This is a genomic window from Akkermansia muciniphila, assembly GCF_018709685.1.
In the GTDB taxonomy this organism is placed as follows: Bacteria; Verrucomicrobiota; Verrucomicrobiia; order Verrucomicrobiales; family Akkermansiaceae; genus Akkermansia; species Akkermansia muciniphila_E.
The window spans coordinates 18,961-34,024 of sequence record NZ_JABDHQ010000022.1; the positions used below are offsets into that span (position 1 = coordinate 18,961).

A 15,064-nucleotide genomic window follows, 5' to 3' on the forward strand; every position below is an offset into this window, starting at 1 on the left:
CTGTTAGCCTCGGGTTATAGTTTATCTCACATTAAAATTCTTGGTAAGTATATGATATTTTAACTTCTCTTATTGACAGTAATTTTACTTTCATCTTTGTATATATCAAGCATCATATTAATCACTCATCAATATATTGTTCTAACCATTCAAATTTTATGTAATATATGGAATTTTTCTAGAATATTGATCGTTTCCCGTTATTTTCAGATTTTTTTAAAAACAAGATCTAGTTCTTTTTAACTTGTGTCATTATCTTATTGTAAAACCATTTTTGGAATTTTTTATATTCATCCAATGTCATAGTCTTTTTGATCTTATTATTATCGAATGTATAGAAATCATGTATAATATTTGTATGATGATACTTTGTATCTTCAGTAATTCCAAGAGGATTACTTAACATTTCAGGATCAATCAATTCTTTTTCTATCAATTTTTTAAAAATACTATTCAATATATCAAATTGAACAAGATTTTCTCCATCAAATTCATATATTGAATTTATAATAACATTTCCCGTAATTTGATTTATAATTTCCTGTAAAAAAGGATCAAAAATAGATTTTTTGTTATCGTCTTTTCTTAAAATGGACATTTCAGCACTTAACGATGCAATATAGGATAATCTATCTACTTGTTCTTGATAGATTTGATTTTTATTAACATGCACTGAAGAATTGTATATAAATAATCCTCCTATCCAGATGATGTTAGTACACAGAAATACAATGGCTGCACCCCTTATACTATATTTATTTATGATTTTATTTTTTTGCATTTATCGTCACATTCATTAAGTTTTTCCATATAAATTCTGTTAAGTTCATCCTGTTTTTTCTCCTCTAGCTTCCAGCCTTGAGGGACTTTATTAGCAATACCAAAACCATCCGTCAGTGTACTTCTTTGTCCAAAACTTCTACTAGTAACAGTGAATTCTCCGGTTATTGCACTGGTCGTCTCTCCAGTTAAAACACTCATCATTTTACATTTACATACACATTTACATGTAAATTCTACAGTTACATGAACCTGCATAGAAGTTAAAATTCCTCCAGCTGTATTGAATGCCAATCCTGAAGCAGCTAGTCCAGTGACTGCAGTCTTTACCGTCTTAGGATATTTAGTATACTCATCAATTACTGCTTCAGAAATTTTGCGGACACGTCTTTCAGGTTCCTTTGTTCCATAAAACTCCACGGTTTCCTCTATATCACTAGGATCTTGAGATAGAATACAATATTCTCCATATCTCTCTTCTTTAGATTTAAAAGAAAGTCCTAAATATTCATAAATTAATATAGGATTGTTTTTTACAAAACCATATAGATTCCACCCTCCGTTTTCTTCAATTGGATCCCTGGAAATCCACCTTCCATCCTGCGGATTATAATGCCGATAATTGTAATAGATCAGGCCCAAGTCTTCTTCCCAGTATTCGCAGGAATAGCGGAACGGCATCGTTGACGTCCAATTCCCTTCCTCTTTGAGAGTTTCTCCATAGGTTGTGTATTCAAACTTCGCCTGCCGAGTTCCCGAAGAGTCAAACAGAGCGCTTACACTTTTGAGCAGGTCATGCGCTATGTACCGGGTAGAGGACACCCCCCTGTCCGCGTTATGTGTGCACATTGCCAACACACGCGTTGCCTCCGGTTCCACAGGGTCCCAGAACCATGTACCCTGCAAGGGAGGGTTGGAGGTATTTTGCGTGCAGTCCATGCTTGCAACCATTAAGTATCCCCTATACACGAATCTGGTGCGTTTGGTCAAGGTGTTTCCATCATATTCCAGTTTTTCCATGCGCCGTCCAAGACAGTCATACACACATTCCACCTTTTTGCTTCCTTGTGTAAAGACCACTGGACGATTATCCGCATTATACTGGACAGCCCAGACTCCTGTGGAAGTTTTTACACTGGTCTGATTGCCATCGGTATCGTATGTAGGTGTGAAGATCATACCGGAATGTGCCGAGCTCTCATACAGGCTCAGTTTGTTGCTATCATAAGAACTAGAAGCTCCACGTCTGACTGTAGCCACACGGTTACCAATGTTGTCATAGGTATAACTGAAGGAACCACCCGGACTCATCATATCTTCCGCCAATTCTCCACGCGCATTGTAGCCATATGTATGACGGCGCGAAAGAGTGGAGGAGCCTACATAATCTTCCCGTATAGAGGGACGCTGCATATTGTCCCAGGTATAGGCATGCTTAAGTAGAGGCTCAGAGGAAACACCTTTTACATAGGCCAGGGACGAGACCAATGGAAGATTGGCATGGAACTCCGTTTTTCGGATCATTTCATTCGGATAGGTTAGTTCGTTCAGCCAACCTGTATTTATATCATAGCCGTAAGTGAAGGATTTTCCATTAAGCGACACTACAGAAAGACGATCCAACGTATCATAACTCAATGAAACCTCCTGCACCGCCGTCCCATCCAGGGATAGTGCATAACCTGACGGACGCCCTAAAGAGTCACGCGAATAGGATAAGGTACTATCTACCAACCAATGGGAAGTTTCGGAGGCAACATCTTCAAAACCGGAGTATTCCATGCTCCTGGAGCCGGAAGCATCCTGTATCGTGGCTATACGGTCTCTCTCATCATAGGTAAGGGATACGGACGGAGTTCCATCACTATGTGTTATAGAGACTAATTTGCCTATAACTTCATCATACCGGTAAACGGATTCCACGCCCCGGGACTGCCTTCGTGTTACAAGACGCTCCCATTCATCAAAACTATAAGAGGTTCTGGTACCGTCTGCATAAGTCTTATCCAATAAAAAACCGCTTACGTGATCATAGTTCCAGCGTGTTACATCGCCTCCGGACTCTGGAACCGTATCCAGAATCCCATCAGGGGAACGATACGTGTAAAGCGCCACAACATGATCGCGGTCATCATATTCCCACTTCATCGGCTGAACGGCACTTCCATATTGACAAATCAACCGGTTGCGGGAATCATACTCATAATATTTCTTTTTACCATCTGGAGTAGTCACGCAACTGGGAAGCTCGGTTACACCATCATATGTAGTGACGGTTATCTGCCCATTTTGGTCTGTTCTCTGAATTTCTCTTCCAACAAGGTCATACTCAATGACCATGCTTTTTCCACGCGCATCCTGAATGGTAAGCGTATTTCCGGAAGAACCATAAGTACGTTTGTACTTGGTAATAGTGCCATCCGTTTCCTTTTTCCGGACAATATCTCCATTTAGAATAACCGTCTCTTCCTCTTTATCACACCCATTCCTTCCCCTTAGAATACGGATATTCCCGCTCTCATTGTACGTTTTTTCCCAGGACCATCGTCCATATACATCCTTATGAAGTGTCAGGGAAACCAAAGACGAACTTTTACGGGAAACCAGTTCATAAGTATCCTCAGTCACATCGGAAGCATCCTGTCTGGGAAGAGTCTCCCTGGAGACCTTGAATACCATCTGGGAGGCTTCCTGAGGAACTCCGGATGGCACCACAGATAAAAGATGAAAGTACGTTTCAAACAAGCGGTCTCCGGGAAGGGTTGCATCCTCTGTAGACCACACCCTTCTGCTGAGGCGCAGATTGCCTAATTCATCATATTTGTACGTATAGTTGACGCTATCATCTCCGGTCCATTGCGCTACCTGTCCCTTTTCATTATACATGGTGAGATTTCTCGTGCTGATACCATAACCCGTTTTAGGAGAAATAGTTGCTTTCTCAACCATTCTAAAACGCCCACCACCATCTTCTACGGTGCTTTCCACTCTTACCCGACAATCAGGATCCAAATGGGCATTTTTTCTGATCCCAACATCCTCATTCGCCTCATACGCATAATAACGTCCTTCCTGTCCCGTGCCGGATTCCTCCGCTACCAATCCCGACGGAAAAAGCCGGGTGGACAGGGTTGAACCAGTAAATGTAGTTTCTGTAGTCGTAAGACCGTCCGGAGAATAGGAATATGAAGTTAAACGCCCCAATTCATCAGTTCTTGAAATGATACGTCCCAATATATCATATTCATTTACTACATTGTTAATATGACTCCCCATGGAAGTAGTGATTGAAAGAATTCTTCCTGCGCCGTCATAAGTAAAATTCGTAACCGTATCGGGACAAGCAGCCGTCATTTCATCACCATTCCAACTTTCTACAGGAACAGCAGCGTCCCGTTCCATGCGAACCAAACGCTTAACCCCATTATAAGTATACCGCGTTTGCAGCCCTCTTACATCCGTCTCCCACAAAGGACCGGCACAGCTCCACTCAGCAGAAGAATAAAGTCCATTGGCATAATCCGTACGAATTACCCGGTGAGATTCATCATAAGTCATCTGTTTAAAATCAACAGAAACAAAATTTCCCAATACATGGACCAGATAATCCGTCGCTATTTCATTACCGTTTTCTGCATAATAATGAACGGTTCTCGTAGACTTTCCAGATACAATTCCATGCTCTCCTTGCAGTGTTTCCGTACATTTCCATAATGACTGATAATCAGAACACAGCGCATATTCATAATGAATTTCCGTTCCGTCAATTTCTTTTTTCTTTTTTATTTTCCCCTGTGCATAAACACAGGAAGGATGATTCACATACCATTCCGTTGATGCAGAATTGGTAGGTCTGGTCTGTCCACACCCGGTTTGAGAAGTTGTCTTTGATGCAGTCTCACCTGAATTTGAATAAACATTTGAAATAGCATACATTTGCACCGTCTTTTCACCATTGCTCAAATTCGCAACTTCCCGTATCACCCGCCTGTCATTAAATTTCTCAGTAGAATAAGTATAACTAATTTTCTTCTGAATGTTTCCATACCACGGCTCCGTCCGTTGAATCACGTTCCCGTTGGAATCATACTCCATCTCCACTACGGAACCGTCCGGGCGCGTTTCCCTGATGCGTTTGCCATAATTGGGGGAAGAAGGATCACTGCCGTATCCGTATGTCCATGTCCTTTCCAGCGGGGTTTCATATCCTTCCGTGCGGGATAGAAGGACGTCTCCGTACAAACGGCGCTGGTACACTTCCTTCTCTGCGGAGCACAGCACGGCGTTTTCGGTTCCCGCTACACCGCTGTATACATACTTGAATTTTTCCTTTTTGTCCGTGTAATAGCCTCCCGCCACCATGGACTGTCCGTTAACGTCCTTGGCTATCATGTTTTCATGGCCGTCCGCAGGGCGGCATCTGGTGACGATGCTGATGGCGTCTTCTCCCTCGCCTTTCACCAGGGTCAGATCATCCGGGTAAAGGCCTGCGCGCCATTCACTGATAAAACCGCCCGGTTCTTCAATGCGCAATGTCTTCAGCATCATCTGAGTCACCTCCGGATTTTCTTCATCCACGGCACGGGCGATCATCGTCTCCGTATCCGAGAACGTCCAGGACAGCTTCCAAGTCTTGATGGGAACGGCTCCATTGCGGATGATATACATTCCGTCGTTGCGCCGTCCCTCCACGTCTGCGGGGGCATACCATTTGATGTTCTGCACATCGTTCAGGTCCAGCAATCCGTCCGCCTTGTTCCACACCTGTTTCAGCATGAATAGGGAAAGCGCATTGAACGCTTCTACCGCGCTGTTGGGCTCGTCATAGGCATCCTGCCGGACTACCTGAAGTTCCTCAGCCAATTCCGCAAAGGTGATTTTCACGCCGAGCGGCGTCACGATATGGTCAAATACGGCGGAATTGGGACGGAAGCGCATGGTCATGCCGCTTTCCTGAACTTCTTCCAGATAGGAAATGCCATCCACGGTAACGCGCCGCATCCTGTCCTGGAACATCTGGGTACCGCCAAGCACCTCTGCCCCGGAAACATTTGGAGAGGCAAAGCTGTAATAGCGCGGAAACCCTTTTTCCGTCTTCACCACCGCCCGGGAAACGTCTTCCGGTTCTTCCGGACGGCTGATGGACGCATTGGTGGTTTCAGTCACTTCCAGACGGCGCTGGGAAATGTGCTCGTACTGAAAGGCGGTCCCCCAGCATAACCCGGCATCCATCATGTTCAGGTTCAGCATCAGGCGGCCTCCACTCAATTCTGGCCATTTGGGAAAACGGCCGAATTCAATGGAGAAGTCCACACTGTTGTTGTTCGTATTTCCGGTACCGGAGTCTCCTTCGGAACACGGGCATGGGTATTCCGTCTCCGGCCCTATGGGAGTGACGGGGTACCAGGTATTGGGCCACGGCATCGGGGACGGTTCATCGTTGGAGACGAATGTCACGGGATGGCTCGGCATTCCGCCGGGTTGTTCCGGAGCGGATAACTGATTATCAATTTCTTTCATTGTTTTATTGTCATTGACGCATCTGCCGGAAAGGAGGGAAACGCCGCCATGGATTTTCCCCGGCTTCATTCCCGACAGATGCTTTGGGTTAAGTTCAGGCGGCAGGCCGGCGATCCACGGAGCCAGGACGGCTACAGATGGCGTTCCGCAGGCATCTCATGACGGAAAGGCGGACGGAACGCGCCACCTTGTCCTGATACCGCCGGCTCATGGATACCATGTCCATGTCCGCCAGGGATTCCGCAGACGGGAAAGACGTCCAGTTGTAATGTCCCCACAGGGGGCCTCCCGCGCCACGTGTCCAGGCTCTGGCAAGCAGCGGCGCGCCATCCGGAAACAGGGCGGTAAAGGCCCCCAGGATAACGGCGCCTTCCGGACATTTCATCACGGAGGAGGATTGCTCCAGATGCTGAAGAATGGCCCTCAGCACAGCAGGCTTCAGGGCGTAAAGTTCATTGCACAGCAGGCCGGACCGCAGGCAGGTCCCGCACAGCCCCGCACCGGAACGGGCAAATTCCCTCAGGAAAGCGGCATTCAGAATGAGGTTGTCCGGTTTGGTGCGCACCAGCACATCATGTTCATGGCGCACCGTCTGAGCCATCAGCTCCAGAATGGCAGCTGCATGTTCGGAGGACGTCCCGGTCTTTTTCAGCACCTTCCACTCTACGGACATGTTCCGCAGCACTTCCTTCACAGTCTCCGGGCACCGTGCCCGGTCATCGTCCAGAACAATGACGGACGCTTCCGGAACGGCACGGCGGATGCCCTGCACGGCTTCCACCAGCAGAGGCGCGTTGTTTGCCTTGCAGGGGATGAAAAAAACAATCCCCGGCTGCTCCGCAGAAACAGGCTGCGGAGAATTTGATATGGATTCATTCATACAGATAATGGTTGAGTTGTAATGAAATGATGCTTTGCATCGGCGCCATTCTTTACTGCCACCCTGAATGAACACACGTTATTTCAATGGGCCTTGAGTGTTGATTTCAAGATTATTGAGCAATATCCACGATGGCAGGAATGCCCCTGTTCCCCCATTCATGAACACTTCCCGCCATCCATGTTTTTCAAATCCTTCCTGCCACAGAAAGAGGATGATTTCCTCTTCCCCTTTTCCCGGCACCACTTTCCTCTTCATCATATTAAACAGCCAAAAGATTGGCATTCCCATCCCAATGGGCCTCACTCTGGACCGAGCCCCCGCTCCTATTAAAAATACAAGGCCGGTTTAAATGACAGTCATCATGCCATTTAAACCGGCCTGCCGGCAGGATGTTCATCCGGAGGGTGCCGGGCAGTGAATCCACCAATCCTGCCGCAAGATTTACCGCTTCATTTACCGGAATCAGCCGGAGCAGGACCTTCCAGGACGGCCGTCGCGCCCCGTCTGGCCGGAGGAGCCACTTCAAGGAATTTCTCTTTAACCATCTCGTGCTCGTTCTCCGGATGGTCAATCAGGGAGATCACACGGTCCACCGCCTCGCACGCTTCCGGATGCATTTCTTCCCTGGCCTCTCTCACGGCGCTGCACGCCGTCCACTTGAATTCCTCCGTATGGGCGTCCGCCTGCTTCATGACGGGCGCCAGAATCATGCCCTGGTAAATGGTGGCGCCAATAATAACCACCAGGGCAATGCACCCGCATGTCAGCGCCCCTTTGGCGGAACCATAGGTCCTGTCATCACTCCTCTTTACCGCCACCGCCCCCAGAATAATGGCCAGGATGGCACAGAGAAGACCGGGAACAATGGCCACCCATCCCAGACATGGCAAAAAGGCGAGCAACGCTAAAAACAGTCCTACAATGCCCAGAATTAATGCAAGGATAGCTGAAACGGTATCGGGAACGGAACGGCGGGTATCCGAATAGTTTATTTTGTTCATCTTTCATTTTTTCATTGGATTTCCAGACACGGAAACATCCCAATGTTAAAGAAAGCGCGCAAAATCTGTCAAGGAACCTCCCTGTTGCCCCTTTCCCTCGTTTCCGCCAAAAACATCGCCGCCATAGGTCACAACGACGACCTGATACCTTTCAATGTGCTAAAAATAAATGCCATGATTACATCATCCACCAAACTGCCTCCCCTCTTTCACACCTTTTCCGGCATACCGTCTTTATGACAAAAAACGCATGACACAACCGTTCATCTACAGACGTCAGATAATTATTTTCTCTGTTCCTTCCGCGGATTTTCCACTCCGGAGCACCGGTTCTCCTGTCTCAAGTGCATGCTCCTTTTCCGCCAGGACCATGCCAGATAAACCACGGCCGCTCCGCCATTCAGCAACCCGAAGATGAACCAGAACGGAGCGCCCCGGTTCCATTCCCACGCGGCATGCACATCTCCACGGGCCATTTCCACATAACCGCGCGTCATGCCGCACAGTGGGCATTCCCGGTGCGGCACGGCAACGGAATGCGCCATGGATTTCATCCCATCCGGACTGGCCACCAGGGCCAGGACGGACGGCACCAGCAACAGGCAGGACAGGATAGTCCACACAGGCAACCCTACTTTCCTGACTATCCACTTATCACGGCATGAACGCCACGCAGGCCGCACGTCATTCATCGCCGTACTTCTTGAAAGCCTCCCCTCTCCTACAGATCCTGGGAAACGTTTTCCTCATCCACTGTGGGGGAGTTTTCCACGTCCCGGAGCCTCTTTAATTGCTCCTGGTTCTGCTGTTCCATCTGCTGAAAATCCTTCTGAATTTCCTGCGCTTTCTTTTCCATATAGTCCTGGTGCTTTTCCACATAAACGGCGGCGGTACTGGCCATCCAGGCCTGTACAATGCCAGCTCCGGCAGATACAGCCAAAGCAATGATGGCAACGACAAGGGCTCCTTTGGGAGAGCCCTTGCTCACGGCCACAATGCTCATGATCAGCGCAATAATGGCAAGCAGAACCGCAGGAACCAGGGCAATCCAGCCCAGGCAGGGGAAAAATCCGATCAACGCCAGGACCAGGGCAATAATGCCAAGGACCAAGGCCGCCGTGCAGGAGGGGGAACCGCTGCAGCAGGGCGGCGGGGAGGAAGAATCAGGAGCATTCATCATATTATTCTTATGGAGTTCACGGAAGGTTCCCCTTTGGAACCTTCATCCTTTCCCATTACTGGAAGACAGCTTTCCTGTCAAGGTGCAAGCTCTGCCATTCCGGACATCCGGCTGTTATCCCACGCGCCTTACAGCATCAGGTATCCCGCCGCCACCGCGGCTGTTCCCAGCGCGGCGCTGAGCAGCATCAGTTTCCTCTTCCTCCGGTTTCTCCACATGAGCAGGATTCCGGTCACATAAAGCGCCGCCAGGGTAAGGGCGGCTCCATACCCCAGCGCAGTAAACAACCATCCCGCCTTTCCCTTGTGGGCCAGCATCAGCTTGGGATAGATGCCGGGCTCCACCACCTCCGCGCGGAGGGAAGCGCCTTCCCTGAGAAATAAAACATGCGTATCCGTCATGGACCCCAGAATGTGGTTCCCCTTGAACGGCCTTACCTTCCCTCCCGGCAATACTACTCCGCGGCGTTCCAGCTCCCCGCAGGAATCCGCATAGGGCGCCTGGTCGGAAGCATTCAGCTCATACACGGCCACACGGGAAGTAAAATTCTGGTCCACCCCGCCCATGTACAACAGGCCTGTCACGGCATACACCATGATCATGGGCAGGAAAAACAGGCTCAGGACCAAGTGAAGGGAATGGGAGGACAGCGCTTTCATCGTCATTTCAGGAATCGTCTCATGATCCGTGCAGCAGGTCCGCCAGCCCGCGGCCCAGCTGCTCAATTTGCCCGGTCCGGTGGGCTGCCGTCACCGTAATGCGCAACCGGGCAGTTCCGCGCGGCACGGTGGGGTAGCGTATGGCAGGGGCCAGAAAACCCCTTTCCAGTAAAGCTTCCGATGCCGCCAGGGCGGCCTCGTTCTCACCGATCACTACCGGAAAAATGGAGGAAACAGGCCTGCCGGGCATTCCCAGCGCGGCGGACAGCGCATCCGCCAGCACGGAAACATGGCGGCGCAGCTCCTGCCCCTCCGCGCTGCGGATCACCTCCACCGCAGCCAGCGCGGCCGCAGCCAGCGCGGGAGGAGGGGCCGTGGAATAAATCAGGGACCGTGCGGAATTGACCATCACGTCCGCCCAGGCGCGGGAACAGGCCACATAGCCACCGCTCACACCGGCAGCCTTGCTGAGGGTGCCCATCTGGAAATCTATCCGGGAGGAAACTCCCAGCTCCTCCCCCAGTCCGGCCCCGTGTTCCCCCAGCACGCCAAATCCATGCGCTTCATCCACCAGCAGCAGGGCGCCGAATTCATCTTTCAAGCGCACCATCTCCCGGAGGGGGGCACGGTCCCCGTCCATGCTGAAAACGGATTCCGTCACCACCAGAATCCCGCGGGAAGGATTATTCTCCCGCAGGTACTCCAGCTTCTTCCTCAGTGACTTCATGTCATTATGCAGGAACGTGGCGAGGCGGGCGCCGGACAAACGCGCGCCGTCAATCAGGCTGGCATGGGACAGCTTGTCCATCAGCACCGTATCCTCCCGGTCCACAATGGAGGTAATCACCCCTAGGGAGGTGGCATAGCCGGAGGAAAAACTAATGGCTGCTTCCGTTCCCTTCAACGCTGCCAGCGCCTCCTCCAGCCGGGAATGCGTCCGGCGCGTTCCCGTCACCAGGCGGGACGCCATGGCCCCCGCACCGCCATCACGCGCTGCGCGGGAAAACGCTTCCGCCAGGGCCGGATGATGCGCCAGCCCCAGGTAATCATTGCTCGCCAGGTTGACCACCTCGCGCCCATCCTCCATGCGGGCCATTCCGCCGGGCAGGCACTCCACATTCCGCAGAACGCGCAGCAGCCCCGCGGACTTCAATTCTGATAAAAACTGTTCAGGATTCTTCATAAGCGTTCACGTTGCAGGAATGCCCATATCCACGGCCAGACTCAGCACCACATTATGGCCGCCCATGGACGCGGCGGATTTGACCACCAGCCGTCTTCCCCGCAAAGGCAATTCCTCCGCAGCGGAAGCCCCGCCGCCGGGGGAACTCACCCATTCCGGATTGGGAGGCAGAACACCCTCCCTGGTAAAAGCCAGCATCAGGGCCAGCTCCAGAATGCCGCTGCCGCCAATGGCATGGCCCGTCCACGGCTTCATCATCCTTAAATCCGGCAAACAGCTTCCAAAAACCCGTTTCAGCGCGGCACGTTCGGAAGCGGCATTACCCGCCGTCCCGCTGGCATGGGGACACACGGTCAGGGGGACGCTCCCATCCCAATTCCGCAGGGCGCCCTCCAGCAGGGCAGCCATGCCCTTTCCATCCTCCGGCATTCCCAAAGGGCTGTAGGCATCGGAATTCACCAGATAATCCTTTACGTAAATACCGGGTTTGTCAGACATCTCCAGCGCTATGGCCGCTCCCCCCTCGGAAATGCACATGCCGTCGGCGCAGGGGCCATAGGGATCATTCACCCCGTTGCGGGAAAGCATGCCGGAGGCCCAGTACGTCCCCAGCAATTCCCGGCACAGGGGCAAATCCAGGCCGACCGCCAGCGCCCGCCCGGCAATCCCCTGCCGTATCAGCATGGCGGCCATGCCCACCGCATCCAGCCCGGCGGCGCATCCGCTCGCCAGCACATGATAAGGTCCGTGAATGCCCATTTCAATGCTGACGCAGGAAGCAAGCTCGCTGTGCAGGGAATTGGGAACCGCCAGAATCTTCATGGCCCGCCGCCCGGGCCACGGGCTCAGCCAGCCGGAGGCATTCCCGCGGGAACTCCCCACAATCAGGGCCGCGTCTTTCAGTTCCTCCCCACTCCACCCGGCTTCCTTCACAGCCTGCCGCGCCAGCAGCAATGCCAGTTGGGATGCAGGGCCGTTCCTGCGGCTGCATAAAAGTTTCCTGTCCGGAATCCATCCGCTCAACACCTCCGCCCAGGGATGACCCTCTCCCCACAATTCCCGCAACGGCCTCAATACCCTGCGCCCCTTCCTCACCCCGTCCAGATGGGCTGCCGCCCCCATGCCAAACCCGGAAGCCAGCCCCAGGCCGCAAACCCGCGGCTCCGAACTCCCGTGACTTTTACCCCCCTCAATCATGTTGACGGCCAGGCTACCTCCGCGCCGGGGCAAACTCAAGCCTGCGGTACGTCAGGAACAGAACGGAAATACGGCACCGCTGGCGCCTTGCAACAAAGCCTCCTCCTGTGGCAATCTGGCCTCATGACCCTTCAGGCCTCCGGATTTTTCTCTCTCCTCTTCACCGTCTTTTGCCTCCCTGCGTTCTGCTCCCCCGCCACACAACCGGAATTCCACGCGGCAGACTGGGCGGTACTCCGCTCTCCCCGGAATGACCAGCGGCACGTTTCCTCCCGGGGAATCGTTCAAACAATGCTGGAGGGCATCCGCCCGGCGTGCGGGTTTTCCCCGGAGATGGCCCCGGAAGCCTTCCCCGCCTGGCGGGACAAAGTGCGGGAAGCCATGAAAAAGCTGATGAAATTCCCCCTTCATGCCCACCTCCCGGCGCCCGTTCTCGTTGAAGCCGTACAGAGGGACCGCTACCGGGCAGAAAAATGGGAAGCCTACCCATTCCCGGGAGCCGCCGTACCGTTTCTGGTACTCATCCCGGATACGGCTTCAGCAGAAAACCCGGTTCCCGTGGTTTTCTGCATCCCCGGTTCCGATCAAACCAAGGAAGAACTGGCTGCGGAAACATCCACAGACCTCTCGCAGCCTCCCGTGGAGCAGCCGGGAAACAACGCCATGGCGTACCACTATGTGAAGCAGGGCTGGGCGGCCATTGTGGTAGATAATGCCGGGACGGGAGAGGAGGGAGACGCCGAGCACGCCGCAGGCCGTTCCTCCCACGATTATGAAAACCTGGCCCGTTTCCTTCTGGAAATGGACTGGAGCTGGCTGGGCTACACCTCCTACACGGACCAATGCATTCTGGACTGGGTAAAAACACGCCCCTGGGTACGGAAAAACCGCATCATCCTGAGCGGCTTCTCCCTGGGCACGGAACCCATGATGGTGCTGGGCATCCTGAATCCGGACATCTTTGCATTTGTGTATAATGACTTCCTGTGCCGCACCCTGGAACGCGCCAAAGTCATGACCGTGCCGGACAACAGGGGCGTGCGCTCCGCGCCCAACTCCATCCGCCACCTCATACCGGGATTCTGGCGGCAATTCGACTTTCCGGACATTGTGGCCGCTCTCGCCCCCCGCCCCGTTATCTGCACGGAAGGAGGGCTGGACAGGGATTTCAAACTCATCTCCGGCGCCTACCGTATGGCCGGGGCTCCGGAGCATTTCCAATACCGCCACCAGCCCAAATTTGCGGATGCGGGCCGCCGCTGGCAGGGCAGCCGCCTGCCGGCAGGGCTGGACCGGAACGCCTTTTTCCGCCTCGCCAATGTGGATCCCCGCAACCACTTCTTTAAAAAAGACCTCGTCATTCCCTGGATCAAGAGCCTTTTGAGCAAAGAACAAAAATAGGAGGGGCCATTCCGGCCTAAACGCCATACGGTCAGGAGCGGCCGGAACACGGCTTCCCTGCCGTTACGAATGCAGGAACATTCTGCGGTACATTTTCAGGCAGAGGCGGCCCAGTTTCCCGAAAAAGCCAACGACCGCCCGGGCACCCCTGTTGACGTCCACCATCTTGAATAAACAGCGCCGTACGGAATCCACGAGGGAACAGGCTAGATAAACCGCCACAGCCATCGCAATCACCTTCACCACCATCATCACGGGGGAGGGAGACGCGCATTTGCTGAACAGATCCCATAAAAACAATCTGCCCAGCAAAAGGTTGCAATGGATCACATAAACACTGAACGAGGCCGCCGCCAGCCACGAGATACAGGTAATCGCCCTGCGGGAGGAAAAACGCATGCGGGAAAAAATCAGGAACAGGGAAACCGCCGTCCCTACAATGAACGGAGAATTATAGGCAATAAACATCCCGCCTCCCCTCACCTGACCGATCAGGGAGGGGGATACCAAATCAAGAATCATCTTGAACGACCAGACAAAAAAGACGCATCCGGCGTAAAGCGCCCACAGCGTGCCCGTCTTCATTCCTGTAAAAAAGCCATATTTCTTGATATACATACCCAGCATATAGAGAATGCCCAGCCACCAGACGGAATACCCCCCGCTTACAGGAAAAACATCCTTGTGAATCAGGGTAGGAATTACGGAAAACAGAACCAGTACGGTGACAAGGAGATATTGAAACTGAAGTTTGGTAAGCTGGCGCCCCAGGATATTAAGAAACGGAATAAAGAAAAACAGCCCCACATACGCCGTCACGTACCAGTACTGGCCCGTCAAAACAGGGAAAAACGAGCTCAAAATACTTTCAAGATGAACCGCCTGGGGAAGAAACAGCATCGCCAGCGCCAGACTGCCTGCCGTATAAAAAATTACCTGGAACCATAAAGTGGCCACACGTTCATACTTGAATGATCCCTCACAGCACACATACCCCGTAATCAGCGCATAGCAGTTCACCCCGCAATAAGCAGCGATCTCCAGCAACCATCCCACCCTGTGAAGGGCGGAATCATAATTCTCCAGCGGCAAAACATGAGTAGCCCCCACAAGATGAAGAATTAAAACCATCATCATGGCGGCAATGCGCAAAGCGTCTATTCCATAATTTCTCGACAGGGGAATATCCAAACCAACATACGAAGGAGGGTTTTCTTTTCCTTGATTATCAGCCGCAGGCAAGCTCATAAGGGCATTTCA

At 52.1% G+C, this 15,064-nt stretch carries 12 protein-coding genes; 1 reads left to right on the top strand and 11 read right to left on the bottom strand.

Annotation, left to right across the window (positions count from 1 at the left end):
• Positions 1-229 precede the first annotated feature (229 nt).
• The 10 genes from HHJ06_RS11130 to HHJ06_RS11175 form a co-directional block, all read right to left on the bottom strand.
• Positions 230-781, bottom strand: a complete 552-nt coding sequence (locus HHJ06_RS11130; RefSeq protein ID WP_215429802.1) for a hypothetical protein — start codon at positions 779-781, stop codon at positions 230-232.
• Positions 760-6,300 (bottom strand): RHS repeat domain-containing protein, encoded by a 5,541-nt coding sequence (locus tag HHJ06_RS11135; protein WP_215429804.1) that lies wholly within the window; start codon positions 6,298-6,300, stop codon positions 760-762. The genes HHJ06_RS11130 and HHJ06_RS11135 overlap by 22 nt, the downstream gene beginning before the upstream one ends.
• Before the next feature lie 94 nt (positions 6,301-6,394).
• The gene (locus HHJ06_RS11140) at positions 6,395-7,180 is read right to left on the bottom strand and encodes a hypothetical protein (RefSeq protein WP_215429806.1); all 786 of its coding nucleotides are present in this window, start codon (positions 7,178-7,180) and stop codon (positions 6,395-6,397) included.
• 78 nt (positions 7,181-7,258) lie between these two features.
• Complete coding sequence (locus tag HHJ06_RS11145; protein ID WP_215429808.1) at positions 7,259-7,441, bottom strand: hypothetical protein; 183 nt, start codon at positions 7,439-7,441, stop codon at positions 7,259-7,261.
• A 191-nt stretch (positions 7,442-7,632) separates the two neighbouring features.
• Positions 7,633-8,184, bottom strand: coding sequence for a DUF4190 domain-containing protein (locus HHJ06_RS11150; RefSeq protein WP_215429810.1), 552 nt, complete (start codon positions 8,182-8,184; stop codon positions 7,633-7,635).
• Between the two features lie 284 nt (positions 8,185-8,468).
• Positions 8,469-8,807: a DUF2752 domain-containing protein gene (locus HHJ06_RS11155; protein ID WP_215429818.1), complete on the bottom strand. Its 339-nt coding sequence runs from the start codon at positions 8,805-8,807 to the stop codon at positions 8,469-8,471.
• A gap of 98 nt (positions 8,808-8,905) precedes the next feature.
• Positions 8,906-9,364: a hypothetical protein gene (locus HHJ06_RS11160; protein ID WP_215429821.1), complete on the bottom strand. Its 459-nt coding sequence runs from the start codon at positions 9,362-9,364 to the stop codon at positions 8,906-8,908.
• Positions 9,365-9,492: 128 nt separating this feature from the next.
• The gene (locus HHJ06_RS11165) at positions 9,493-10,023 is read right to left on the bottom strand and encodes a hypothetical protein (RefSeq protein WP_215429823.1); all 531 of its coding nucleotides are present in this window, start codon (positions 10,021-10,023) and stop codon (positions 9,493-9,495) included.
• A 19-nt stretch (positions 10,024-10,042) separates the two neighbouring features.
• Entirely contained in the window at positions 10,043-11,206 is a 1,164-nt protein-coding gene (locus HHJ06_RS11170) for an aminotransferase class I/II-fold pyridoxal phosphate-dependent enzyme (RefSeq protein WP_215429825.1), read from the bottom strand.
• 6 nt (positions 11,207-11,212) lie between these two features.
• Entirely contained in the window at positions 11,213-12,442 is a 1,230-nt protein-coding gene (locus tag HHJ06_RS11175) for a beta-ketoacyl synthase N-terminal-like domain-containing protein (protein ID WP_215429827.1), read from the bottom strand.
• An 84-nt stretch (positions 12,443-12,526) separates the two neighbouring features.
• Here HHJ06_RS11175 and HHJ06_RS11180 point away from each other — a divergent pair, with 84 nt between their 5' ends.
• Positions 12,527-13,804, top strand: coding sequence for an alpha/beta hydrolase family protein (locus tag HHJ06_RS11180; protein WP_215429829.1), 1,278 nt, complete (start codon positions 12,527-12,529; stop codon positions 13,802-13,804).
• A gap of 63 nt (positions 13,805-13,867) precedes the next feature.
• Here HHJ06_RS11180 and HHJ06_RS11185 read toward each other — a convergent pair whose 3' ends face one another.
• Positions 13,868-15,052, bottom strand: coding sequence for an acyltransferase (locus HHJ06_RS11185; protein ID WP_215429831.1), 1,185 nt, complete (start codon positions 15,050-15,052; stop codon positions 13,868-13,870).
• Between the last annotated feature and the right edge of the window lie 12 nt (positions 15,053-15,064).